Raw genomic sequence first — 24,084 nt, forward strand, 5'->3', positions numbered from 1 at the left:
CGCCGCTAGGCTGCACGGCAGTCAACTGGAGACCGCCACGATGACCGCCACCCTGCTGATCGCCACGCTGGACGTGCTTGGCACCTTCGCCTTCGGGCTAAGCGGCGCGCTTGTCGCGGTGCGCCGCAAGCTGGACCTGTTCGGCATCGTTGTGTTGGCCGTCGCGACGGGCGTGGCTGGCGGCATGGTCCGCGACATCCTGCTGGGCGACACGCCGCCCGCCGCGTTGCGCACGCTGACTCCGCTGGGCGTGGCCGCCGGGGCGGGGCTGTGCGTGTTCTTCCTTGGCCCGGTGATCAACCGCCTGCGCCGCCCGGTCATGGTGCTGGATGCGCTGGGGCTGGGCGTGTTCTGCGTCGCGGGATGCCACAAGGCGCTGGAGTTCGGCCTAGCGATCCCGGGCGCGGTGCTACTGGGCGTGATGACGGCGGTCGGCGGCGGCATGTTGCGCGATATGCTGGCCGCCGAGGTGCCCCGCGTGCTGCATGAAGAGGTCTATGCCCTTGCCGCGCTGGCGGGCGCGCTGACATATGCGGTCGCGCTGCGGTCCGGCATGCCCGCCATCCCGGCGACGGTCGTCGCGGCCCTGCTGGCGGTGGCGCTGCGGCTGGCCAGCGTCCGGTTCGGCTGGCGTCTTCCCCGCGCGCCGTGGGGCTGAAAGCCACGGCGCTGCCGGGTCAGTAAAGGCCCTTGGCCCGGCTTTTGGTCGGGTCGAAATGCGGGAACGGGACCACCGTCGCGGGCAGCCGCTTTTGGTGGCCGTCCAGCCGACCGATCTCTAGCACCTCGTCCATTTCGCCATGCGGCATGTTTACCCGCGCCAGCGCGATCACCCGGTTCAGCACAGGCGACCACACCGCCGAGGTGACGACCCCGACCTGCACCCGGCCCGCGCGGACGCAGTCGCCGTGCGACGGCACCTCGCGTCCCTCCAGCACAAGCCCCACCAGCCGCCGCTGCGGGCTGGCCTTGCGCGATTCCAGCGCGGTGCGGCCGGCAAAGTCGTCCTGCTTGGACTTGAGCGGCACGGTAAAGCCGATGCCCGCCTCGAACGGATCGGTCTGGTCGTCGAACTCGTGGCCCGCAAAGGCCAGCCCCGCCTCGACTCGCAGCACGTCCAGTGCGGCAAGACCCAAAGGCAGCATGCCCTTCGGCGCGCCCACCGCCCAGATCGCATCCCAGACCGCGCGGGCGTCTTTCGGGTGGCAGAACACCTCATAGCCCAGTTCGCCGGTATAGCCGGTCCGGCTGATCATCACCGGCACCCCGTCAAACCCGCCGATCCGCGCGATGGTGAAACGGAACCAGCCCAGCTCGTCGACCGTGGGCCGCGCGGGCGGGGTCCAGAACACCTCGGACAGGATCTCGCGGCTCAGGCGTCCCTGCACCGCGACGTTGCACAGCTGGTCGGTCGAGGTGCGGACATGCGCGTTCAACCCCAGCGCCGCCGCCCGTTCGCGCAGGAACAGCCCGCTGTCGTCGGTGCCACCGATCCAGCGGAAGGCATGGTCGGACATGCGGAACACGGTGCCGTCGTCGATCATCCCGCCGTGGTCGGCACACACGGCGGTATAGACCACCTGCCCAACCGCGAGCTTCGCGATGTTGCGGGTCACGCTGGCCTGCAGCAACGCCTCGGCGTCGGGGCCGGTCACCTCGTACTTGCGCAGGGGCGACAGGTCCATGATCGCGGCCTTCTCGCGGCAGGCCCAGTATTCGTCCTGCCAGCCCGCCCGCGTGGCATTCGCCAGCCAGTAGCCTTGGTATTCCACGAAATCACGGGTGTGCTGCGCGAAGCAGTCGTGAAACCCGGTTTCCTTGGTCATTTCCACATCGTCCTCTGGTCGCTTGCGCCATCCGATGGCCCGCTGAAAGCTTTCCTCGGGGCGGTACGTGCGCAGCTGGATGTCGGTCGGATTCCAGCCATTGGCCGGGTCTATGTCGTCGGGACAGGCGGTCGAGACGCAGACAAGATCGGTCAGCGCCCGCACCATCACGTAGTCACCCGGCCGCGACCAAGGCTCGTCACCGACGATCCCGTGGTCCGCATCGATCATCGTGTTGAAGAAGAAGTTGATCGCAGGCCACCCGGCGCGCGGCCGGACGCCGTAGGCCGCAAGCCCCGCGTTGATGTTGTCGGTGCAGTTGCGGTGCCCGAAATATCCCATGTCCTCGTAATACCGCGAGGTGCAGGCCAGCCCGAAGGTGTCGTGACGGCCGACAGTATCCTGCACGACCTCGACCAGCGGCTCGAAATCCACGGTCCAGAACTTCGAATGCAGACCCGGAAGCGGATAGGCGGTGCCGGTCATCGACCGGGTCGCGGTCGGGTCGATCTCGCGGTCGGTCCCGGCGTCCAGCGCGCGTTTCGAGAACGCCTGAAAGTCCGAGCATTCGCGCCCCTGCACGTCGAGGATCTGAATCCACGTCCCCGCCGGCACCTCGTAGACATGCGCCTCGCCCGGCTGGATGTTCACGTCCAGCACCGGGTCCGCCAACGGATCGGGCGGCGCATGGCGCGTTCGCGCCTCGCCCGTGTCGGCGCGGCGCAGGTACAGCAGGATGTCGGTCGGGGTGTCGTTGTCTTCGGGCGACATCGGCCCGCCGGGGGCCGCGACGATCAGCAGACCGTCCCCCGCCGCGACCCATGCCACGCTGTCGTTCGGGCGGCTTTCGGGCCCGAACGCGGCAACGCCCAGCGCCTGCCCCAGATCGAACCCCGCCCGTTCCAGCGCGCGCCGCACCACCCGGCCCGACCGGCTGTCCAGCGACCGGCGCAGCCCGTCCGGCACCCAGTCCGCCGCCTTGCCGATCAGCCCCGCATCGCAGCGCCCATCGGGGCGGAAGGCCACGACTTCGGCGCGCTGCCCGCCCTCGCGGTCGACCAGCGTGATCTCGTCGCCTGCCCGGATCTCGACCGCGCGGCTGCCACCGCCCGGCACCGGAAGCCGTTCGACCCCCGGCGGCAGGACCGGCAGGCCGGGCGCGACGACGCCCGACCGCGCAAAAGGCGTCTCCAGCCCCATGCTATTCGCCCGGAACCGGTTCCGGTGCGGTCAGGTAGCTTTCCAGCGAATCGTCCAGCGCGTCCTTCCACGGCGTGTGGTGCGGCGGCGCCATCGTGCCGGTCAGGGGCGAGACATAGCCGTGGTTGCGGAAGGTCATGATCCCCTTCTTCTTGTGCTTCTTCCACTGGAAGAACGCCTCGTTCGCACCATCCACGTTGAACGACGGATAGTCCGTCTCGGCGATCAGCTCTTTCACGTAGTCGCCTTGGTACACGATAGCGCCATAGTCGTCGGCCACGGCATCCTCGTCCGCCTGACGCTGTTTCCAGTCGGCCTCCATCGCGGCGGCGTCCGGCAGGGCGATCTTGCCCATGATACAGTCCCGCACCCACCACGCCTGCGCGTCGAACATGTTGAAGGTGAACCACTGGTCCTGCATGCCCAGATAGAACAGCTTCGGATTCTTGACCCAGACGACGCCCTTGTACAGGTCGCTTGCCGCAAGCCGGTTCGCCGTCTTCAGCCGCAGGTCGTCGGGCAGGAACGGGAAGTGGTGCTTGTAGCCGGTGCACAGGATGATCGCGTCGACCTCTTTGCTGGTGCCGTCCTTGAAGAAGGCGGTCTTTCCCTCGACCTTCACAAGCGCCGGAACCTCTTGCCAGTTCTCGGGCCAGTCGAACCCCATCGGTGCCGTCCGGTGCGCGACCGTGATCGACTTCGCGCCGTACTTCCAGCATTGCGACCCGATGTCCTCGGCCGAGTACGACGTGCCGAGGATCAGGATGTCCTTGCCCTCGAACTCGCGCGCGTCGCGGAAGTCATGGGCGTGCAACACACGTCCGTTGAAGCTTTCGAACCCGGGATAGTACGGCACGTTAGGGACCGAGAAATGCCCGGTCGCGACGATGACGTGATCGAAGGTCTCGCGGGTTTCGGTGTCGGTCTCGCAATTTCGGGCGACGACCGTGAACAGACCCGTCGAATCGTCAAAGCTTACGTCCCGCACCACGGTCGAGAACTGGATCCAGTCGCGGACGCCCGCCGCCTTCACGCGACCCTCGATATAATCGAACAGCACGGCGCGCGGCGGATAGCTGGCGATCGGCTTGCCGAAATGTTCGTCGAAGGAATAGTCGGCGAACTCCAACCCTTCCTTCGGGCCGTTCGACCACAAATAGCGATACATAGAGCCGTGGCAGGGGTTGCCGTATTCGTCGACGCCGGTGCGCCAGTCGTACCGCCACAATCCGCCCCAGTCGGCCTGCTTCTCGTAGCAGACGATCTCGGGGATCTCCTCGCCCTTCATCTTTGCCGACTGAAACGCCCGTAGCTGTGCAAGCCCGGACGGTCCTGCTCCGATCACGCATATCCGCATGGCATAAATTCCCTGTTGGCCCATGTTTTCCTCATGCTCGAAAATTTTCACTGTCAGGCAAGAAAAATTCTTGCGGCGGCCAGTTTTGAGTGGAAGTTTTCCGGTACACGCAGAAAAGCTGCCCAAGAGTCGGGCAGCCGCACGATCGAGGGGCAGATTGGCACATTTCGTCGTTCTTCAGCATGAACCGACGGCGCATCTGGCGTTGTTCGCCCCGATGATCGCCGATGCAGGCCACCGTATGACAGTCGTCCTGCTGGGCCGCGACAGCCTGCCGCCGCTGGACGACGTGGACGCGCTTTGGATACTCGGCGGCGCGATGGACGTGTTCGAGGAAGACATCCATCCGTGGCTGATCGACGAAAAGCGGTACATCCGCGAAGCAGTGCAGCATCGCGGTCTTGCCGCCTTCGGCATCTGCCTTGGCCACCAGTTGATGGCCGAATCTCTGGGCGGCGCCTGCGCGAAGGGCGGGGCAGAGATCGGCGTGCTGGGCGTTACCATCTCGGCACCCTCGCCGTTCCTTGCCGACTTGCCGCCAACCTTCCCGGTGCTGATCTGGCACGGGGTCGAGGTGACCGCCCTGCCCCCGGGCGCGACCTGCGTGGCGACGTCCGAAGACTGCGCGGTTCACGCCATCCAGTACGGATCCCGCGCCTTCTCGATGCAAAGCCACCCCGAGGTCGGGCCCGATGTCGTGGCCGACTGGGCGGCGATCCCCGCCGCCGCCGTGGTGCTTGCCGACCGGCTGGGCCCGGACGGGGCCGACCGCCTGACCGAGGATGTCGCCCGCCACTTCCCGGACCTGCAGCGCAACGCCCGGACCCTGTTCGACAACTGGTGCCGTCAGGTCGGCATCCCCAGCGAGGTGCCCGCATGACCACCGCCAAGATCTACAACGCGGGCGATTTCGTCCTGCAATCCGGCCTGACCCTGCCGGACGCCAAGATCGCCTATGTCACCTATGGCGAACTGAACGCGGCCAAGGACAACGTGATCGTCTATCCCACGCGCTACGCCGGGACCCACAACGAACAGCCGCCGCTGATCGGCGAAGGCATGGCGCTGGACCCGGCGAAATACTTCATCATCGTTCCGAACACGCTGGGCAACGGCGCGTCGTCGTCGCCGTCGAACACCCCCGCCCCGCTGGGCGGCCCGGACTTTCCGCTGGTCACGCATTACGACAACGTCATCCTGCAAGAACGGATGCTGAAAGACCTGTGGGGGATCGAACAGATCCGGCTGGTCTGTGGCTGGTCGATGGGCGGGCAGCAATCCTATCACTGGGCCGCGATCTTCCCCGACCGGGTTCGCGCCATGTCGTGCTTCTGTGGTCAGGCGATCACCGCGCCGCACACCCACGTCTTCCTTGAAGGCGTGAAGTACGCGCTGATCACCGATCCGGCGTGGATGAACGGTTACTACAAGGAACAGCCGTGGCGCGGCTTCACGGCGCAGGGCCGGGTCTGGGCGGGCTGGGCGCTGAGCCAGGAATGGTACCGCCGCGAGATGTGGCGCGAACTGGGGTTCTCGTCGCTAGAAGATTACCTGAAGCGCGCCTGGGACGGCGCGTATTTCCCCCGCGACGCCAACGACATGCTGTCGCTGATCGCGACGTGGCAGGCCTGCGATATCTCGGACAACCCGATCTACAACGGCGACCGCACGGCGGCGCTGGGGGCGATCACGGCGAAGGCGATCATCATGCCGGGGCGCACCGACTTCTACTTCCCGCCCGAGGACAACGCCGCCGAGGTCGCGCAGATGCCAAACGCGGAACTGCGCGTGATCGAGTCGGTCTGGGGCCACTATGCCGGCGGCGGCAAGGCGGCCGAGGATACGGCCTTCGTCGATGCCGCGCTGAAAGAGCTTCTGGCGTGAGCTACGACGTCATCGTCATCGGCGCGGGCAGTGCCGGGTGCGCGCTGGCCGAACGCCTGTCCCGCGATCCCGCCTGCACGGTCCTGCTGATTGAAGCGGGGCCCGCAGGGCGTCACCCCTTCGTGCAGATGCCCGCCGGTGTCGCCAAGGCGATCTCGCACCCCCGGTTCAACTGGCACTATGAAACGGTGCCGCAGGCGCACATGGACGGTCGCCAACTGTACGTCCCGCGCGGCAAGGTGCTGGGGGGGTCCTCGGGCATCAACGCGATGGTTTATGTCGAGGGGCATCCATCGGACTACGACGCATGGGAAGCGGCAGGCTGCGCAGGCTGGGGCTGGCAGTCGGTGGAACCGGCGCTGGCGCAGGTAAAGGCCACGCTTGACCCCTCGATGCCGGACAGCGGGTCAAAGCCCTATTCCGCCTTCGTCGCCGCCGGTGGCGAAATGGGGTTTCCCGTCTTCGATGCGGTCGAGGGGCGGCAGGCTGGCTTCGGCATGTTCCGCCTGAATGTGAAGGACGGGCGGCGGCGCAGCGCGGCGGCGGCCTATCTCGGGCTGGCGCGGGGACGTGCGAACCTGACCGTCCGCACCGGCACACGCGTACTGGGGCTGACCGGCGTCGGACGCATCCGGGGCGTGCGGGTCGCGACGGCGGGCAGCGAGGAAACCTTACAGGCCGGGCACGTCGTGCTGGCGGCGGGCGCCATCGGCACGCCGCAGACCCTGATGCTGTCGGGGATCGGTCCGGCGGATCACCTGACCGAGCTTGGCATCGCGGTGCGGGCCGACCTGCCGGGCGTGGGCGAGAACCTGCACGATCACCTTGAGGTGAAGGTCAAGCACCGCATGACCCGCCCGCTGTCGCTGTGGGACCACGCGAAGTTTCCCAACAACCTGCTGGTCGGCGCGCAATGGCTGCTGACCAAGAAAGGCGTCGGGCGCCAGCAGGGGCTTGAGGCCGGAGCCTTCCTGCGGCTGGACGGGGGCGACGGCCCGCCCGACACGCAGTTGCACTTCATCAACGCGCTGGCCTTCGACGGCGCCACCGCCGACGACCGGGGCCACGGGTTCGCGATCGACGTCACCCAGCTACAGCCGGAAAGCCGTGGGCGGCTGCGGCTGGCCTCGGCCGATCCGTCGACGAAGCCGTTGATCGACCCGAACTACCTTGCCGCCGATGCCGACGTCGCCGCGCTGCGCGAAGGGCTACGCTTCTTGCGCGAATTGTGCCGCCAGCCCGCCCTTGCCGCCATCACCGGCGACGAACTTCGGCCCGGCCCCGGCAAGACGACGGACGCCGATCTGGACGCCGTGGTGCGGGCGACGGCGGATTCGATCTATCACCCCGTGGGCACCGCGAAGATGGGCACCGATCCGATGGCTGTGGTCGATCCCGCCACGATGGCCGTGCACGGGGTCGAAGGACTGTCGGTCGCCGACGCGTCGGTCATGCCGCGTATCGTCAGCGGCAACACCAACGCGCCGTCTGTTCTGATCGGCGCGATGGGAGCCGACCGGATCGCCGCCGCGCTTGGATTGGGCTGAGAAACACGGTTATTTGCGTGCGTCCGGACGACGGTGACTGTGCATCCGCGCATGTAGAAATGACGCGGCGTCCGGGCGATCATTTCGCGGACACGATAACCCCGGAAGAATTGCACATGCCGATGACCCGTCGAACCCTGCTTGCCTCTGCCGGTGCGGCCGCCGCACTGCCCCGCACCCTGTCCGCCGCCGAAGACGGGCTGCCGATGTCCGCCCCGGTCAGCGTCGGGAAGGTCGGGCTTTGGGCCCGGGACGCCGAGCGGCTGGCCGATTGGTACGCCGACCGCGTGGGCCTGCGCCGCATGGGTGGCGAAGGCAACGTGATCGCGATGGGCAACGGACGCGACGTGCTGCTGGAGATTACCGAGGACAGCGCTCTGAACATCGCCCCGCCCACGCAGGCGGGCCTGTACCACACCGCGTTCCTGCTGCCGTCCCGCCGGGACCTTGCCCGCTGGGTGCTGTTCGCGATGGACCGGCAGTTTCCCGTCGATGGCGTGGCCGACCATCTTGTGAGCGAGGCGATCTATCTGACCGACCCCGAAGGCAACGGGGTCGAGATCTATGCCGACCGGCCCGCGTCCGACTGGGTCTGGACCGGCGGCAGCGTCGAGATGGCAAGCAATCCGATCGACTTCGAGAACCTGCTGGCAACGGCGGGCCCCGCGCCGATCCCGTGGGAATCCGCCCCCGAGGGCACGGTTGTCGGCCATGTCCACCTGAAGGTCGGCGACGCGTCGGTCGCGGGCGACTGGTGGCAGACGCAGATGGGGTTCGATGAAGTCCGGGCGCGGCAGGGTGCCGTGTTCCTGTCGACGGGCGGCTATCACCACCATATCGCGGTGAACCAATGGCAAAGCGCGGGCGCCTCGATCCGCCCCGAGGGGTTCACCGGCCTCGCCTATGTCGAGTTGCAAAGCCGCGCCGCGCCGGACGTGGTGGCCGTGCGCGACGCGTGGGGCACCGAGATTCGCGTCACATCTTTGTAAAACGTGATGCCGCGCCCGCCGGTGGCCCGCTTCAGTCCGGGCGCTGGTCCGGCGGGCGGCGCACGAAGAACGCCGCCACGATCATCAGCATCGAGATCGCCGCGCCCGTGGTGAAGCCAAGTCGCAGGCCCGCAGCGGTCGCCGCCACCATGTCCGCACCGGCTGCCAGTTCGGTTCCGATCCGCAGCGACATGATCGACACGAACAGGGCGATGCCCGCCGCGCCCGCGACTTGCTGCACGGTCCCGATCACGGCACTACCGTGCGAATACAGGTCCTGCGGCAGCGACCCCAGCGAAGAGGTGAACAGCGGCGTGAACAGCAGGGCCAGCCCGACGCTGAGAACGACATGCGCCACCAGCACCCAGACCATCGAGGTCGAGACGCCGAAGGTCGACATGATCCACAGGCCCGAACTGACCAGAACCGCGCCGGGGATCACCAGCTTGCGCGCGCCGACCCTGTCAAAGGCTCGACCGATGGCGGGCGCCAGAAGGCCCATGACCAGCCCACCCGGCAAAAGCAGCAAACCGGCGGTCAGCGGCTCCATGCCCAGCACGCTTTGCATGTAGATCGGCAGCAGGATGATCATGCCGAACAGCGCCATCATCGCGAAGCCCATCATGATTACCGACACGGTGAAGACCTTCACCTTGAAGGTATGGAAGTTCAGCAGCGCACGGTCACGCAGCATCAGCTGGCGGGCGATGAAGATCACCAGAACCACGCCACCGACCACCAGCGGTAGCCAGATCGGCACCGGCCCGCCTTCGCCGTGCCCCTCGCCGATGGTGGACAGGCCGTAGACCAGCCCACCGAACCCGATGGCGGACAGCGGAACCGAGATCAGGTCCAGCGGGGCCTTCTTCGGCTCTGTCACGTTCACGAGCTTCGCCCAGCCCAGCGCCAGCGCGCCCAGCCCGATGGGAAGCACAAGGATGAACATCCAGCGCCAGTGCAGATAGTACAGGATGATCCCGGAAATCGTCGGCCCGATGGCCGGCGCGACCGAGATCACGATGGAAATGTTGCCCATCGTCCGGCCCCGGCTTTCGGCGGGGACAAGGTTCATCACCGTGGTCATCAGCAGCGGCATCATGATCGCCGTGCCCATCGCCTGAACGATACGGCCCACGATCAGCAGGCCCAGCCCCGGCGCTACAGCGCAGACCAGGGTGCCAAGGCTGAACAGGCTCATCGCCATGGTGAAGACGAACCGCGTATGGAACCGCTGCAGCAGGAAGCCCGTGATCGGGATCACCACCGCCATCGTCAGCAGGAAGGCCGTCGTCAGCCACTGCGCGGCGTTTGCGGTCACGCCGAGATCGGTCATCAGCCGCGGCAGGGCCACCGACATGATCGTCTCGTTCAGGATGACCGTGAAGGCCGACACCATCAGCAACGTGATCACCAGACGATTCCGCGCGGCGTGTTCAGGGGCGGACGCGGCGCTGGCCACCGGGGCGGAGGAAATATCTGGCTGCATGACGGTTCTCGGGGGCATGAAAAAGAAAACGGCCGGAGACTCTCCGGCCGCTTGATCTGAGGTCGCCCGTTATCGCGATGCGGTCAAGGGGCCGCGTATGCAAGGCCGCCTTGCGGTCGCGACGTCAGGAATGCCCGCGCTTCGCGTTCGCCCGCCCTGTCGGCTATCGCGCCTCGAACGCGATCGGCAGCGAGACGGGCCCGGTGTTGCCGCTGTCGGCCAGCCACGTCGCGTCCCCCGCCGGTGTCGGGCAGGTGATGCGCTGCGACAGCAGCCGATAGGCCACCGCCATGTCGTTGCGCGCCACGAGGTTGCCAAGGCAGTGATGGATGCCGCCACCGAACCCATAGTTGCGGGCCCGCTTCGCCGTGATGTCGAACGGCGCATCGCCCATCGCCGCAGGGTCGGTCCCAGCACTTTCCGAGTACAGGTGCAGCACCGTGCCCTTCGCCACTGTGATCCCGCCGTAGTCGAAATCCTCGATCGCCTCGCGCGTCACCCATGTGATCGTCGGGCGCATGCGCATCACCTCGGTCGCGGCGGCCATGTCCAGCGACGGATCGGCCGCCAGCGCGTCCCACTGCGCGGGGTGGTCCATGAACATCGACATGCCAAGCCCAAGCTGGTTGCGGGTGGTGTCCACCCCGGCGAAGGCCAGCATCAGGGCAAGGTTCTTCAGTTCGGCGTCCGACAGCCGGTCGCCGTCGGATGTCGCCTGAACCATCGCCGACAGGATGTCGTCACCGGGGGTGGCCTGACGCTCGGCCAGCACCGCGTTCATGAAGTCACCCAGTTCCTTCGTCGCCGCCTCGATCACGTCGATCTCGGCCTTGTAGTTCACGCCCAGCGCCAGCCCCATCGTGGCCGAGGTGCGCAGGATGAAGGCCGCGTCGCTTTCCGGCAGTCCAAGGATCAGGCACAGCACCCGCGCCGCGTAGGGGTCCGCGAAGTCCGCCATGAAGTCGCAGCTTCCCTTGCCGATGAAGGCATCCGTCAGGTCGGTGGCGATGCGCTCGAACTCGGGCATCATCGCCTTGACGACCTTCGGAGAGAACGCCGGGTTCACCAGCCGCCGCAGCCGCCAGTGGTCGTCGCCCTCTGTCACGAGGATCGAGCTGTTCCACCAGTCCGCAAACAGCCCGCTGGGCACACCGTTCAGGGCGGGCCAGTTGTGGCTGCCCTGGATCAGCGACTTGTGGGTCAGCAGCTCGCCCATTTCCTTGTGGCGCAATACGGCCAGACCATATGGCGTCTTGGCGTACCACGAGGCATCGCGCGCCTTCCGCACCGGTTCGGACCGGAGCGAGAAGGCAGGGTTGGCCACGTCAAGGAAGGGGGCATCTTCCAGTGCAAGTGTCACGGCAGGCACTCCATGTAGGTGTCCTTGTCCCAATCGGTCACGGTGGACATGAAGCGCGCCCATTCGTCCGACTTGTACTCGTGGTACAGGCGATACATCTCGCCGGGCAGCCCCTTCTGCACCACTTCGTCGTTTTCAAGGTGCACCAGCGCCTCGCCCAGCGACATCGGCAGCTTCTTGACCTTCTTGCCCTGCGCCATCGCGTCGTAGATGTTGCGTTCCTCGGGCTTGCCGGGATCAAGATCGTTGTCCAGCCCGTCGTCCATCGCGGCCAAAAGCGCCGAGCCCATCAGGTACGGGTTCACCATCGAGTCGACCGAGCGATATTCAAACCGCCCCGGTGCCGACACGCGCAGGCCGGTGGTGCGGTTTTGGAAGCCCCAGTCGCTGAACACCGGCGCCCAGAAGCCCGTGTCCCACAGGCGGCGATAGCTGTTGACCGTGGACGCGCCGATTGCCGTCAGCGCCTGAAGGTGCTGCACCACGCCGCCGATCGCCTTCAGCCCCGTCTTGCCGGGCATCTGCGGGTCGTCAGTGTCCGGCATGAACGTGTTGTCGCCGCCCGAGACATACATGTAGTTCTCGGCCATGCCCGGCAGGTTGTCCGGGTCGTTGCCGGTCTTCTTGAAGACATCCTCGCCCTCGGTCCACAGCGACATGTTGTGGTGACAGCCGGACGCCGAGACCCCCATGAAGGGCTTGGTCATGAAGCAGGCAAAAATGCCGTTCTCGCGCGCGACCTGCGCGCAAAGCTGGCGATAGGTGGTCAGGCGGTCGGCGTTGCGCAGCACGTCGTCGAAGGTCCAGTTCAGCTCTAGCTGGCCCGGCGCATCCTCGTGGTCGCCCTGAATCATGTCCAAGCCCATCTTGCGGGCATAGCGGATCACCTGCATCGACACCGGGCGCAGGCTTTCGAACTGGTCGATGTGATAGCAATAGGGCTTGGAATAGCCCTCGTTCGGCTTGCCGTTCTCATCGAACTTCAGCCACATCATCTCGGGCTCGGTGCCCATGCGCAGTTGCAGGCCGTGCTTTTCCTGGAACGCCTTGTGCATCCGGCGCAGGTTGCCCCGGCAGTCGGCCGTCAGGTAGGCGCCCGGGTCGACCTTTTCTTCACGGTTGCGGAACAGGGTGCAGTACATGCGGCCGATTTCCGGCGCCCACGGAAGCTGCATGAAGGTCTCGGGCTCGGGGATACCCACCAGCTCGGCGGCCTCGGGGCCATAGCCGAGATAGTCGCCCGCACGGTTGGTGAACAGGTTTACCGTGGCCCCGTAGACCAGCTGAAACCCCTTCTTCGCAACGCTTTCCCAGTGATCGGCCGGGATGCCTTTGCCCATGATCTTGCCGGTCACCGACACGAACTGAAGGTAGAGATACTCGATCCCCAGCGCGTCGATCTTCTCGCGCACCGCCTTGATCTTCTCGGCGCGTCCCTCTTCCTCGACGAAGCTTTCGATATCCATCTGGCCGTGGTCCCTGTTGTGATGTTCGTTGCCCAAGACAAGTCGAAGGGAATCGCCCTTGTCCACGAAAAACTAACACTCACAGGAAACATTTATTCTCTGCACGAGAATAAGGCGACAAAACGCCCGGCGCCTTTCTCACTTCGCCCAAAAAGCGGGCTGGGCTTCCGTCGCGTCGCCTGAAACCGGGCAAACCCGGCGAAAACCCACGATTCCGTGATTGCGCATTTTGGCTGACAGGAAACTTTCTTCACTCTCAGCACCAGAGGGGCGCCTGCCCCTTTCACAAACAATGTGCTGACAGGGAGTCAGAGACGATGGAACAGGAACTCGCCCAGTTGGTCGAACGGGTGACCGCCCTAGAGGGCGGCGCCGGTTGGGCCGGCACGGTCAACTCGGAAATCTTCTATTGGTGGTGTACCGCGCTGATGATCACCATCCACGCGGGATTTCTTGCCTACGAGATGGGGGCAAGCCGCGTAAAGAACGTGCTGGCATCGGGGATCAAGAACATCCTCGCCTTCGCGTTCATGGTGCCGACCTTCTATTTCTTCGGCTGGTACATCTATCTTGCGTTCTACAACGGGTTCATCCCCGCCGCCGACGGCGCCGCGGGCCTTCCGTGGGACCTGTCGATGGGGCCGAACCTTGCCGACAACGCGACCGGCATCTTCTGGGCGGCGTTCACGCTGTTCGCCGCGACAACCGCTTCGATCTTCTCGGGCGCGGTGATCGAGCGGATCCAGACCGCCGGCTTCCTGATCCTCGCGATCCTGCTCGGCTCGGTCGTCTGGATTCTTGGCGGCGCCTGGGGCTGGCACCCCACCGGCTGGCTGACGGTGAAGTGGGGCTATCATGACGTGGGCGCCGCTGGCGTCGTGCACATGGTCGCCGGCTTCTTCGCCCTTGGCGTGCTGATCAACCTTGGCCCGCGCGTCGGCAAGTTCAACGCGGACGGGTCGGCCAACGTGATCAAGGCGCACAACATCCCGTTCACGATCACCGGTCTGATGCTGATCATCGTCGGCTTCTTCGGCTTCCTCGGCGGCTGTATCATCTACATCCCCGGCGAGCAGTGGCAGAACATCTACGGTCAGCCGACCACCCTGTCCGCCTTCGCCTTCAACACCCTCATGGGCATGGCAGGCGGCATCATCGGCGCTTGGATGAAGACCCGCGATCCGTTCTGGATGATGTCCGGCGCGCTGATCGGCATCTTCGCTGCGGCGTCCGGGCTTGATGTCTACTATCCGCCCGTCGCGTTCCTGCTGGGTACCTTCGGCGGCTTCGTCGTGCCGATGGTCGCGGTCAAGCTGGAGAAGATGGGGATCGACGACGCAGTGGGCGCCTTCCCGGTGCACGGCATCGGCGGCCTGATCGGCGTGGTTGCCTGCGGCATCTTCGCGGCCGGTTACCCGAACGTCGGCGAAGGCTATCCGCCGGTCTCGCTGATCGGTCAGATCGTCGGCGCGATCACGATGGCGCTGCTGGGCTTCATCCCGGGATACGTCGCCTCGTTGATCCTGAAGATGTTCGGCCTGCTGCGCGTGCCGGATCACATTCAGGAAATCGGGCTCGACGTGGTCAAGGTGCCGGTCGAGGCCTATCCCGAGGGCTACATCCCCGGCCCCGTCACCACCATCGACCCCGGCGCAGCGCCGGCAGAGTAAAGGAGCAACCGCATGAACACTTCTCCGATCACCAGCTGGGACGGGGCCGAGGCCATCTTCACCTGGGCCGACAGCCCGATGATGATGGGCATCGCCCTGATCGGCGCGCTGGCCGTCACGGTGGGGGCCATCGTCTACGCCGCGTCGCACGACAAGCACGCCTACGCGAGCTACAAGCCGAAATAACACACGCGCACGAACACGCGTCTGGATCGGGCGGCCCTTCGGGGTCGCCCTTTTCTTATCCGGCGTAGGCTTCGACCGTGTCGGCCGAGATCGCATAGCCGATTTCGGCAAGCTGGGTCGAGGTCGCGGCGGCGCCGAACATGCCGGTCACGGTCACCGGCTCGAACAGGCCGTCGGATTCGTAGGGCTGGTCGGTCGTCGTCACCAGAACCAGCTGGTTCGCGGGCGGCGGCGGGACGTGGATACAGGCGCCGACATAGGGCACCAGCATGAACACCGAAACGCCGGTCCCTTCATAATCCAACGGCACGATGAAGCCGGACAGCTTGACGATCTTTCCGTTCAGGTCGGTCCGAATGCCGCTTGCGGGCGGCTGCTGGCTGGCCAGATCGCCCGCACTGTGATCGACAACACCGGCGAGTTCTTCGGGAAGCGCAGGCTCTCCCTCGGGCAACAGGTCGCGCCATTCCAGCTCGACCACGTCTTCTGCGCGAAGCGGCGCGGGCAGAAGACCCGCAGCGGCAAGTCCGGCAAGCATTGCGCGGCGCGATACGCGCTGTCGGCCAAGATCTGTCATCTGCATTCCGGGGTTCCTTTCCATTCGGCGCGGCGTGTCAGGCCGGCGCTTCAAGTTCTTACCATCATGCCATCCGCAAGCGACAGCCGGTAGGCCCGCAGCGCCGGCAAAAGGCTTGCCAGACCAGCGGCGACGATCACGCCGCCCAGCACCATCGCCTCGCGCAGCGACGGCGCCTCGATCGGCAGCCACAAGCCAAATGCCGCGTCGATCCACGGGCGCAGCACCATCATGCCGCCGTACAGCAGGGCAATCCCCAGTACGGCACCCGCAAGCGCCATCAGAACGGCTTCCAGCACCAGCAGCCCAAGGATCGTCGTGGGACGAGCCCCCATCGCGCGCCAGATCGCCATCTCGCGGCGGCGTTCGTTCAGGCTGGAGAAGATCATCGCCATCATGCCCAGCAAGGCGGTCACCACCACCATGCCCGACACCCCGATCAGCGCGGTCTCGGCGATTCCGACGATCTGCCAAAGCTCTTGCAACGCGACGCCCGGCAGCACCGCCAACAGGGGCTCTTCCGGGTATTCGTTGATCCAGCGTTGCAGCCCGAAGATTTGCAGCCGGGATTCGACCCCCACCAGCGCCGCGGTGATTGCGGTCGGCGTCAGGTCCATCTGTCGGATCGCGTCGACCGGGGTGGCCTGTCCGGGGCTCTGGGCACCGCTTTGCCAGTCGACGTGGATCGCCTCGATCGCCTCCAACCCGACGATGACAGTGCGATCGACCGGGGTGCCGGTCTTGCCGATGATCCCTGCCACGCGGAACGGCTGGTCCTCGTGCTCGGTGAACGAGGCCAGACCGTGCGCCACCACGATTGGATCGCCGACCGAATAGCCCAGCGTCTCGGCCACGTCGGCCCCGATCACCGCGTCGTACAGGTCGTCCAGACCGTGCCCCTGCGCGATGTCCAGTGACCGCCCCCCGCGATAGCGGTAATGGGTAAAGAACGCGTCGGTGGTGCCCATCACGCGGAATTGCCGGTGGCTGTCGCCCAGCGAAATCGGCACGATCCAGTCGACCTCGGGCCGGGCCGCGATGTCTTGATAGCTTTCCCACGTCACGTTGTTCGTCGCGTTGCCGATCCGGAACACCGAATACAACAAAAGCTGTACCGACCCGGACCGCGCCCCCACGATCAGGTCGGTCCCCGAGATCGTGTCCGCGAAACTGGCGCGCGCGCCGGTGCGCACCTTCTCGACGCCCAGAAACAGCGCCACCGACAGGGCGATGGCCAGCACCGTCATCCCCACGGTCAAGACCCGCGCCAGAAGCGAGCCGATGGCAAGGCGCAGGATCATGCGGCAGTCCTTTGCGTGGTCACGATGTCTTCAAGACGGATCACCCGGTCGAACCTGTCGCCCAGCCGTTCGTCGTGGCTGACCATCAGCAGAGATGACCCCGCCTCGGCGGTACGCTCGAACAGCAGTTTCAGGAAAGTGTCCTGCGTCGCGGCATCCAGCGCCGACGTGGGCTCGTCGGCGACGATCAGCGGCGGCGACCCGATCAACGCACGCGCCACGGCGACCCGCTGTTGCTGCCCCACGCTGAGCCGTCCGGCGGGCAAGGCCGCCACGCCCTCGGGCAGCCCAAGGGCGCTGCACAGCCGGTCCGCCTCTGCCGTGCCGCCAGCGCGCCGACGGCGGTCCGGGGCAAAGCGCAGGGGCAGCAGGATATTGTCCGACACACTGGCATAGGGCAGCAGGTTGAACTGCTGGAAGATCACCCCGATCCGCTCGGCGCGGAACCTGTCACGACGTCCCGCACCCAGCGATTTCAGATCGGTTCCGCCCACGGACACGGTTCCGCTGTCGGCGGTCACGATACCGCAGACCAGCGACAGCAGCGTCGACTTTCCCGACCCGCTGGCGCCAAGAAGCAAAACGCTTTCACCGGGCGCCAGCGCGAAGGCCGGACAGGTCAGCCGGAAGCCTGCCCGACCCGGCCAGCCGTAGCCGACGTCGCGCAGGGCAAGCGCAGGTTCGGACATGGTCAATCGATCGTCATTTCGGGCGCATCACGGGTGACCTCGGCGGAACCGGCGGCCGCATCCGTCACGTACTGCACCTCGATCTCCTGCGCGTTTTCGAACTGGTCGAAGTACGGGAAGCGGAGCGTGGTCAAAGCCCCGGGGCTGGCGCATTCGAAGACGAAGTGCGCCGTGAATGCGCTGTGCGACGCCTCGTGGTCGTGGTCATGGTCTTCGGCGTGCTCATGGTCATCGTGCCCATCGTGATCGTCATGATCATGATCCTCGGCGTGCTCGTCATGATGGTCGTCATGCTCTTCGCGGGCATAGGCGGCATCGCCATCGACCAGTTCGCAACCTGCGGCATCCGGCAGGGATACGACGGTCGCGGCATCCGACAGCCGGATGATTGAGGTATCCACGGCCATCGACTCGGTCTCGGACGATGGCGCGTATTCGAACCCAACGATATCCATCCCCGGCGCGTCCAGCCGCATCTCGACGGTCCCGCCGTCGATTGCAACTTGCAGTGTGCTGACGCCGTGAACGTGCGCGCTGAGTTCGCGATGTTCCTGCGCCAAAAGCGGCGCCGCAGCAACCGAAGCCAGAAGAGCGAGGCTGATGGTTTTCATGTCATTTCCCTTATTCGAAGCTGGGCGTATGTTATTCCATAACGATCCGAGGTCAACGCGATAATCGGCGCTGTGCGCCGGGCTTTAAAAGACTTGGCGTTGGATTGGGAAACGGTCGGGGAAGCGGTCTTGTCAGCGACGCATCCGAAAACGAAAAAGGGCCCCGAGGGGGCCCTTGATCCAATTGGTCGGAGTGGCGAGATTCGAACTCACGACCCCTGCCTCCCGAAGACAGTGCTCTACCAGGCTGAGCTACACTCCGACCGTGGCGGGTGCAGTATCCCCTCGTCGCGGCATTTGCAATACCCCATCTGCCACCTTTATTGCGCCCGCGCCGGAGTGCGGCGCGAGATGCGCGCAAGAGCAGACACCCGGGGTGTCGTGCCCGTCTCGGCGCGGGACTTCGTGCGCAGCACCGGGGTCACGCGGGACATGCCGCCAAGGCTTTCGCGCAGCACGATGTAGACCCCGCTTGAGATGATGATTCCCGCCCCGATCCACGTCACCGTGTCCGGCACCTCGTCGAAGAAGAGGCTGCCGAAGATGGCGGCCCAGATCATCTGGGAATAGTGCATCGGCGCCACGATGGCCGCGTCGCCGTTCTTGTACGCCTGAATCATCAGGATGCCCGCGATGAACGCCAAAGAGGCCATCAGCCCGACCAGCCCAAGGTCGACCAGCGGCATCGGCGTGTAGACCACGGGCAGCGCCAGTGCCATGACGACGAAGTTCGCCATCATCGGGTACAACAGCAGAACCGCGCTGCGTTCGTCCTGCCCGATCTTTCGAACGATGATCGACACAAGCGAGCCGGTGAACGCCCCGACGACAGCCGCAAGGTGGCCCAAGGTGAAGTCGGACGCACCGGGACGCAGCACCACGACAACGCCGATCAGCCCCACGAAGACGGCTGCCCAGCGATGGCGGCCCACCGTCTCACCCAGGATGGGGATGGAAAGCACGGTGATCAGCAGCGGCTGCGCGAAGATGATCGCGTAGACCTCTGCCATCGGAAGCGTCGCAAAGGCGTAGAACACGCACAGGCCGGTGATGACCGCACAGCCTGTGCGCAAGGCCGTCCACCACGGGTGTTTCGGGATCAGCGTGTCCGCCGTCCGGTCGCGCATCAGCATGAGCATGACCAGCGGAAAGCTAAGAAGCACGCTGTAGAAAATGATCTGAAAGGTCGACAGGGTCGCGCCCAGCGTCTTCACGACCACGTCGTGGGTCGAGAACAAGGCGAAACCGGCCAGCGCGAAGAGCGCGCCCTTGATGTTGGATTTTGGTGCAGACATTCGGCAAACCTAGGATGGTTGCCTTGGACTTTGGGTTAACCGGCGGCGGGGTCAAGCCATGCCGCCGGTATTGCACGATTTTTCAACCCGATTGGCGGGCTTTCGATCACCGTATTAAAGCGATGCGTCCAGCTTGGCGACGATCGCGTCGCCCATCTCGGCGGTCGAGACCGGCTGGACCCCGTCTTCGCCAAGAAGGTCGGCGGTGCGCAGGCCGTCGGCCAGCACGGCGTTCACGGCGTCTTCCAGCCGGGTCGCCTCGTCTCCCTTGTCGAACGAGTACCGCAGCGCCATCGCGAAAGACAGGATACAGGCGATCGGGTTCGCCTTGCCGGTGCCGGCGATGTCGGGGGCCGAGCCGTGGACGGGTTCGTACAGGGCCTTGGGCCGGCCGTTCGCCATCGGGGCGCCCAGCGATGCCGACGGCAGCATCCCAAGCGAGCCGGTCAGCATCGCCGCAAGATCCGACAGCAGGTCGCCGAACAGGTTGTCGGTGACGATCACGTCGAACTGCTTGGGCCAGCGGGTCAGCTGCATCGCACCGGCGTCGGCGTACATGTGCGACAGTTCCACATCCGGGTATTCTGCGTCGTGGATTTCCTGCACCACGTCGCGCCACAGCACGCCCGATTCCATCACGTTGGCCTTCTCCATCGAGCAGACCTTGTTGTCGCGCTTGCGGGCCAGTTCAAAGGCGGACCGGGCGACACGGGCGATCTCGGATTCGGTGTACCGCTGCGTGTTGATGCCGACGCGCTCGTTGCCTTCCTTGAACACGCCACGCGGCTCGCCGAAGTACACGCCCGAGGTCAGCTCGCGGATGATCATGATGTCCAGACCGGCAACCACGTCTTTCTTCAGCGAAGAGAAATCCGCCAGCGCGTCGAAGCACTGGGCCGGGCGCAGGTTGGCGTACAGGTCCATTTCCTTGCGCAGGCGCAGCAGGCCGCGCTCGGGCTTCACGCTGAAATCGAGGGTGTCGTACTTGGGGCCGCCCACGGCGCCCAGCAGCACGGCGTCGACCTCTTGCGCCTTGGCCATCGTCTCGTCGGTCAGGGGCGTGCCGTGCGCGTCGTAGGCGCAGCCGCCGACAAGGTCCTCGCTGACGTCGAAGGCCATGTCGCGCTTAGCACCGAACCAGTCGATCACCTTGCGGACTTCGGCCATCACCTCGGGGCCGATGCCATCGCCGGGCAGGATCAGAAGCGAGGGGTTGGACATGCGCGGGTTCCCTTCCTTTATGTCGTTCTCTTGGGTCGGGCATCGCCTATCCCGGCGTTGCCGGGGGGTCAAGAAACCTTGGGGTTTCGCTGCATTGCGGCAAGGCCGTGTCTGGGCGCTTGGATGGGCGGGTAGGCGAACCCGGCCGGTGCCGTGCAAAGCGGGCCGCACACCCCGGTACGGCAGCGTGCGCGTCAGCCCGGGACGTCGAGATCGACCCACACCAGACGGTGACGCGGCAGCCCCTCTCCCTCGACCAGCGGTCGAAGCGGGGCGCCTGCCACGGGCCAGAACACCCCGGCGTCGGTCACGGTCAAGGCGCGGTCCGGCAACACGTAGCTGACACGCAGGTTCCCCGGGGCCGGATCGTCGGACCAGTCGGCGGTGTCCAGTGCCGGGTCCCCGGCGTGGCCAGTATTCGCGCCCCCCTGCGCCACGGCAGCCTCTGTGCCACCGGCGCTGTGGGGGCGCGGATCCTGCAGCCGGGCGTGCCCAATCAGGTCGCGGATCGCTGTTTGCCGCCCCTCGCCGTCGGACGTGTCGAGATTGGCGTTACCCATCACGACCACCGCATCCTCCGGCGGTGGCCCAAGCCCGCCATCGAGGTAGACAGACCACAGCGCGATTTCGTCATGGTTTCGAAGGCCATTGGCGTCTTCGGGACCGTCGAACACCGGCGTGGTCGCCGCGAAGCACAGCAGGTGCAACCGCCCGCCATCCGGCAGGATCACCGGCACGTCCCAGTGCCCGGTCGAGGACAGCCGCAACGCCGCCTGCGCCTGAGGCGAAGGAAAGGGCTGTCCATCCACCATCGGCGGGCGACCCCAAGCAAGATCCGCCCACAGAAGGTCAGAGAAGTCCCGCACCTTCACGCTGTCGATCGGCAGGCGCGACAGCAGCACCATCGCCCCCTGCCCCGCGAACCATCCATAGCCCTGCGCATCCCGTGGCCCGCCGGTCCGGCCATCACCGTCCATGTCCAGCCCGGTGGCCAGCCCGGCATTCGACGGCAGCGCGAACAGATGGGGATAGCCCGCGCCAGCCGTGGCCAATCGCGTTTCCAGCGCGCGGGCGGCGGCAAGCTTCAGGTCCCAGTCGAAGCCGGTCAGCAACAGGATGTCGGGCGAAACATGGGCGATCACATCCACGACGGCGGCGACATCGGGATCTTCCCCGGCAAGGATATCGCGCAGCAGCAAGCCGGGGCCGCGGCGCTGCATCTCGACATGCCAAGTCGCCACGCGCAGGGGCTCTGCGGCGGCAGGAAGGACCAACAGGAAAAGAAGGATCAGGCTGGCTGCATCTCGTCGCGGCCAGCGATGGCGCGTTTGCGTTCGATCAGCGCCGCGATGCGGCCCATCGCAAGGCCGCGCATCAGAAGGCTTGAGGGAAGGAAGGCCCATGCCGCAACGATCCACACCATCGACTGCGGATTCTCCAGCGTGACCTGACCAAACAGGTTCTCGGACGCTTTCAGCGCAGCCGGGATGAAGAATGGCATGGTAAATCCTACCACGATGTTAAAGCGCGCATCCCGTTCAAGGCGCTGCACCACGTCGCCACCGGTGGTCGGGTCGAAGGTGGGCAGGTTCACCCAAACATTGAAAGGGCCGCGATGCAGCGGCCAGTTCTTCACGCGAACACAGAAGTAGAAGATCGCAAGCGTCAGCATCGAGAAGAAATAGCTGATCCCCGCCGCGGTCCGCACCCGGTCCACGTGGGTCAGGTTGGCGTCGTCGGGCAAGAGCAGCACGATCTGGCGGACGGGGCTGTAGGGAAAGTCGATCGCGGCGCCAATCCCGGTGCCCAGATCGGTGATCATATCCGTCAGCGCCGATGGCGAGGTTTCTCCGCGGATCACCACGGAGATCATGAAGACGATCAGAAACAATGCGAGGAAACGCAGCCGATTGAACGGCGGGGCGTTTCGGAACTCGACGATGCCGGGGTAGACAGAGGCGTATTCGAAGATGGTCAGGGCCGCTGCGAAGATCGAGATCAGCGCCACGACCTGCGTCACGTCGGACGTCACTCCTGGTAACAGGAGGGACGGTGTCGCAATAAGCAACACCACAAGGACCGCGCGCACAATGGCGCCTGCAAGTCGCGAAATCACCGCTCTTTTCCCTCAAACTGGACGAGCGCGGTACGATGCCGCCCCCTTGTCCCACTTTGATCCCGCCATTGATGGCAGGCTGCCTCAACTTTGCCCAATTTTTGCCTACTTTCAGTTTGGCCAGCAAGTCTCTGGAAAAGATAACAAAAAGATTCGGGCGTTTTCGTGGAACAAGTGGTGCGCTTCTGCATCAATTTGAAAGCAGAAGACTGCCGCTTCACGCGGGGCACACCACATGTTGTGGAACCCAATTGTGGCGCACCCAAGGACAAGTCTGCGACGTTTGTGCGGCGAATGCCCGAAGTTTTAGCGTAAACAGACGGGCCGTTCCGACACACGGTGACGCAGGGGCTGCGCTGGCCGCCTGGATCCGGCGTAGGTGTCATACAAACCTCCCTGGCGGGAATCAATCATAAGATGTATTAAACATACTTAGCGCACCCTATCGGCGATTTTTAGCCCCAATCCGACAACGAGGTTCACGAACCCGTTCACGGCGCAACCGTTTCACCGAATTTCCAAGGATGTTGGTAGAGGGAAATCGACGGGGCCACCGGCAGGCAGCGCCCGGATCATCCGGATCAGTGTCCGGGAAACGACCGCGCCCGGAAGGCGCAGCCGGTTGTTATGGCATAGGCCGGATCAGACCCAGGGACGCTGGGCGCCCTGATTGGCCTCGAAGCTGTCGATCGCCGCGGCCTTCTCCATCGTCAGGCCGATGTCGTCGAGACCGTTCAGCAGGCAGTGCTTCTTGAAGGCGTCGACCTCGAACGGGATCACCTGACCTTCCGAGGTGGTGATTTCCTGCTTCTCGAGATCCACGGTCATCCGGGCGTTGGCGCCCTTCTCGGCATCCTTCATCAGGATATCGACCTGCTCTTGCGGCAGCGGGATCGGCAGGATGCCGTTCTTGAAGCAGTTGTTGAAGAAGATGTCGGCGAAGCTGGGTGCGATCACGCAGCGGATGCCGAAATCCTTGATCGCCCACGGCGCATGCTCGCGCGAGGACCCGCAACCGAAGTTGTCGCCGCTGACGAGAATCTCGGCCTCGCGGTAGGCGGGCTGGTTCAGAACGAAATCGGGGTTCTCGTTGCCTTCGCGGTCAAAGCGCATCTCGTCGAAAAGATTGGCGCCAAGACCTTCACGCTTGATGGTCTTCAGGAACTGCTTGGGGATGATCATGTCGGTGTCGACGTTGATCAGGTCGAGCGGCGCGGCGATGCCGGTCAGGGTGGTGAACTTGTCCATGTACGTCTCCTTGAAACGGGCGATGGGGTGGAACCCCATCCTACGGGTGATGGCA

The 24,084-nt window shown here is 65.3% G+C and carries 21 protein-coding genes and 1 tRNA gene; 7 read left to right on the forward strand and 15 right to left on the reverse strand.

Going from position 1 to position 24,084, the window contains the following annotated elements:
* Positions 1-40 precede the first annotated feature (40 nt).
* Entirely contained in the window at positions 41-658 is a 618-nt protein-coding gene (locus P1K30_RS10715) for a trimeric intracellular cation channel family protein (protein ID WP_275632719.1), read from the forward strand.
* Between the two features lie 19 nt (positions 659-677).
* On the opposite strand, the gene P1K30_RS10720 is transcribed toward P1K30_RS10715, so the two are convergent.
* Positions 678-3,026 carry a trimethylamine N-oxide demethylase gene (locus tag P1K30_RS10720; protein WP_275632720.1) on the reverse strand — a complete coding sequence of 783 codons (2,349 nt, stop codon included), beginning with the start codon at positions 3,024-3,026 and terminating at the stop codon, positions 678-680.
* Between the two features lies 1 nt (position 3,027).
* Complete coding sequence (locus P1K30_RS10725) at positions 3,028-4,383, reverse strand: flavin-containing monooxygenase (protein WP_379562058.1); 1,356 nt, start codon at positions 4,381-4,383, stop codon at positions 3,028-3,030.
* Positions 4,384-4,600: 217 nt separating this feature from the next.
* Here P1K30_RS10725 and P1K30_RS10730 point away from each other — a divergent pair, with 217 nt between their 5' ends.
* From P1K30_RS10730 to P1K30_RS10745, 4 genes are all read left to right on the forward strand, one after another.
* Positions 4,601-5,263: a type 1 glutamine amidotransferase gene (locus P1K30_RS10730; RefSeq protein WP_275632722.1), complete on the forward strand. Its 663-nt coding sequence runs from the start codon at positions 4,601-4,603 to the stop codon at positions 5,261-5,263.
* Positions 5,260-6,267 (forward strand): alpha/beta fold hydrolase, encoded by a 1,008-nt coding sequence (locus tag P1K30_RS10735; RefSeq protein WP_275632723.1) that lies wholly within the window; start codon positions 5,260-5,262, stop codon positions 6,265-6,267. Before P1K30_RS10730 ends, P1K30_RS10735 begins: the two co-directional genes overlap by 4 nt.
* Entirely contained in the window at positions 6,264-7,814 is a 1,551-nt protein-coding gene (locus tag P1K30_RS10740; RefSeq protein WP_275632724.1) for a GMC family oxidoreductase, read from the forward strand. Before P1K30_RS10735 ends, P1K30_RS10740 begins: the two co-directional genes overlap by 4 nt.
* A gap of 122 nt (positions 7,815-7,936) precedes the next feature.
* On the forward strand, positions 7,937-8,803 hold the full coding sequence (locus P1K30_RS10745; protein WP_275632725.1) for a VOC family protein: 867 nt from the start codon (positions 7,937-7,939) through the stop codon (positions 8,801-8,803).
* A 31-nt stretch (positions 8,804-8,834) separates the two neighbouring features.
* On the opposite strand, the gene P1K30_RS10750 is transcribed toward P1K30_RS10745, so the two are convergent.
* From P1K30_RS10750 to P1K30_RS10760, 3 genes are all read right to left on the reverse strand, one after another.
* The gene (locus P1K30_RS10750; RefSeq protein ID WP_275632726.1) at positions 8,835-10,289 is read right to left on the reverse strand and encodes an MDR family MFS transporter; all 1,455 of its coding nucleotides are present in this window, start codon (positions 10,287-10,289) and stop codon (positions 8,835-8,837) included.
* A 163-nt stretch (positions 10,290-10,452) separates the two neighbouring features.
* Complete coding sequence (locus P1K30_RS10755) at positions 10,453-11,649, reverse strand: cytochrome P450 (protein WP_275632727.1); 1,197 nt, start codon at positions 11,647-11,649, stop codon at positions 10,453-10,455.
* Positions 11,646-13,115: a glutamine synthetase family protein gene (locus tag P1K30_RS10760; protein WP_275632728.1), complete on the reverse strand. Its 1,470-nt coding sequence runs from the start codon at positions 13,113-13,115 to the stop codon at positions 11,646-11,648. The genes P1K30_RS10755 and P1K30_RS10760 overlap by 4 nt, the downstream gene beginning before the upstream one ends.
* Positions 13,116-13,432: 317 nt before the next feature.
* Here P1K30_RS10760 and P1K30_RS10765 point away from each other — a divergent pair, with 317 nt between their 5' ends.
* Both P1K30_RS10765 and P1K30_RS10770 read left to right on the forward strand, forming a co-directional pair.
* The gene (locus P1K30_RS10765; protein ID WP_275632729.1) at positions 13,433-14,785 is read left to right on the forward strand and encodes an ammonium transporter; all 1,353 of its coding nucleotides are present in this window, start codon (positions 13,433-13,435) and stop codon (positions 14,783-14,785) included.
* 12 nt (positions 14,786-14,797) lie between these two features.
* A complete protein-coding gene (locus P1K30_RS10770; protein ID WP_275632730.1) occupies positions 14,798-14,971 on the forward strand; it encodes a hypothetical protein in 174 nt (57 codons plus the stop codon).
* A 55-nt stretch (positions 14,972-15,026) separates the two neighbouring features.
* Here P1K30_RS10770 and P1K30_RS10775 read toward each other — a convergent pair whose 3' ends face one another.
* The 10 genes from P1K30_RS10775 to leuD all read right to left on the reverse strand — a co-directional run bounded on the left by P1K30_RS10775 (position 15,027) and on the right by leuD (position 24,029).
* Positions 15,027-15,554, reverse strand: a complete 528-nt coding sequence (locus tag P1K30_RS10775; protein ID WP_275632731.1) for a DUF3299 domain-containing protein — start codon at positions 15,552-15,554, stop codon at positions 15,027-15,029.
* Between the two features lie 44 nt (positions 15,555-15,598).
* Positions 15,599-16,849, reverse strand: coding sequence for an ABC transporter permease (locus P1K30_RS10780; RefSeq protein ID WP_275632732.1), 1,251 nt, complete (start codon positions 16,847-16,849; stop codon positions 15,599-15,601).
* Positions 16,846-17,538, reverse strand: a complete 693-nt coding sequence (locus P1K30_RS10785) for an ABC transporter ATP-binding protein (RefSeq protein ID WP_275632733.1) — start codon at positions 17,536-17,538, stop codon at positions 16,846-16,848. Before P1K30_RS10785 ends, P1K30_RS10780 begins: the two co-directional genes overlap by 4 nt.
* 2 nt (positions 17,539-17,540) lie before the next feature.
* Entirely contained in the window at positions 17,541-18,149 is a 609-nt protein-coding gene (gene zrgA, locus P1K30_RS10790) for a zinc uptake protein ZrgA (RefSeq protein WP_275632734.1), read from the reverse strand.
* Positions 18,150-18,334: 185 nt separating this feature from the next.
* Positions 18,335-18,411, reverse strand: a tRNA-Pro gene (locus P1K30_RS10795).
* 58 nt (positions 18,412-18,469) lie between these two features.
* A complete protein-coding gene (locus P1K30_RS10800) occupies positions 18,470-19,444 on the reverse strand; it encodes a DMT family transporter (RefSeq protein ID WP_275632735.1) in 975 nt (324 codons plus the stop codon).
* A 114-nt stretch (positions 19,445-19,558) separates the two neighbouring features.
* The gene (leuB, locus tag P1K30_RS10805) at positions 19,559-20,665 is read right to left on the reverse strand and encodes a 3-isopropylmalate dehydrogenase (RefSeq protein ID WP_275632736.1); all 1,107 of its coding nucleotides are present in this window, start codon (positions 20,663-20,665) and stop codon (positions 19,559-19,561) included.
* 194 nt (positions 20,666-20,859) lie between these two features.
* Positions 20,860-21,939 (reverse strand): endonuclease/exonuclease/phosphatase family protein, encoded by a 1,080-nt coding sequence (locus P1K30_RS10810; RefSeq protein WP_275632737.1) that lies wholly within the window; start codon positions 21,937-21,939, stop codon positions 20,860-20,862.
* Positions 21,940-21,953: 14 nt separating this feature from the next.
* Positions 21,954-22,685, reverse strand: coding sequence for a hypothetical protein (locus P1K30_RS10815; protein ID WP_338052357.1), 732 nt, complete (start codon positions 22,683-22,685; stop codon positions 21,954-21,956).
* A gap of 738 nt (positions 22,686-23,423) precedes the next feature.
* Positions 23,424-24,029, reverse strand: coding sequence for a 3-isopropylmalate dehydratase small subunit (gene leuD / locus P1K30_RS10820; protein WP_275632739.1), 606 nt, complete (start codon positions 24,027-24,029; stop codon positions 23,424-23,426).
* Positions 24,030-24,084: the final 55 nt, after the last annotated feature.

Origin of the sequence: Psychromarinibacter halotolerans (genome assembly GCF_029168315.1) — a bacterium.
Taxonomy (GTDB): domain Bacteria; phylum Pseudomonadota; class Alphaproteobacteria; order Rhodobacterales; family Rhodobacteraceae; genus Psychromarinibacter; species Psychromarinibacter halotolerans.

Bases quoted from the DNA above. Each gene is read 5' to 3' on its own strand.
- P1K30_RS10715 (WP_275632719.1), top strand. From the start codon at position 41: ATGACCGCCACCCTGCTGATCGCCACGCTGGACGTGCTTGGCACCTTC.
- P1K30_RS10720 (WP_275632720.1), bottom strand. From the start codon at position 3,026: ATGGGGCTGGAGACGCCTTTTGCGCGGTCGGGCGTCGTCGCGCCCGGC.
- P1K30_RS10725 (WP_379562058.1), bottom strand. From the start codon at position 4,383: ATGCGGATATGCGTGATCGGAGCAGGACCGTCCGGGCTTGCACAGCTA.
- P1K30_RS10730 (WP_275632722.1), top strand. From the start codon at position 4,601: ATGATCGCCGATGCAGGCCACCGTATGACAGTCGTCCTGCTGGGCCGC.
- P1K30_RS10735 (WP_275632723.1), top strand. From the start codon at position 5,260: ATGACCACCGCCAAGATCTACAACGCGGGCGATTTCGTCCTGCAATCC.
- P1K30_RS10745 (WP_275632725.1), top strand. From the start codon at position 7,937: ATGACCCGTCGAACCCTGCTTGCCTCTGCCGGTGCGGCCGCCGCACTG.
- P1K30_RS10750 (WP_275632726.1), bottom strand. From the start codon at position 10,289: ATGCAGCCAGATATTTCCTCCGCCCCGGTGGCCAGCGCCGCGTCCGCC.
- P1K30_RS10760 (WP_275632728.1), bottom strand. From the start codon at position 13,115: ATGGATATCGAAAGCTTCGTCGAGGAAGAGGGACGCGCCGAGAAGATC.
- P1K30_RS10765 (WP_275632729.1), top strand. From the start codon at position 13,433: ATGGAACAGGAACTCGCCCAGTTGGTCGAACGGGTGACCGCCCTAGAG.
- P1K30_RS10770 (WP_275632730.1), top strand. From the start codon at position 14,798: ATGAACACTTCTCCGATCACCAGCTGGGACGGGGCCGAGGCCATCTTC.
- P1K30_RS10775 (WP_275632731.1), bottom strand. From the start codon at position 15,554: ATGCAGATGACAGATCTTGGCCGACAGCGCGTATCGCGCCGCGCAATG.
- P1K30_RS10780 (WP_275632732.1), bottom strand. From the start codon at position 16,849: ATGATCCTGCGCCTTGCCATCGGCTCGCTTCTGGCGCGGGTCTTGACC.
- P1K30_RS10785 (WP_275632733.1), bottom strand. From the start codon at position 17,538: ATGTCCGAACCTGCGCTTGCCCTGCGCGACGTCGGCTACGGCTGGCCG.
- zrgA (WP_275632734.1), bottom strand. From the start codon at position 18,149: ATGAAAACCATCAGCCTCGCTCTTCTGGCTTCGGTTGCTGCGGCGCCG.
- P1K30_RS10800 (WP_275632735.1), bottom strand. From the start codon at position 19,444: ATGTCTGCACCAAAATCCAACATCAAGGGCGCGCTCTTCGCGCTGGCC.
- leuB (WP_275632736.1), bottom strand. From the start codon at position 20,665: ATGTCCAACCCCTCGCTTCTGATCCTGCCCGGCGATGGCATCGGCCCC.
- leuD (WP_275632739.1), bottom strand. From the start codon at position 24,029: ATGGACAAGTTCACCACCCTGACCGGCATCGCCGCGCCGCTCGACCTG.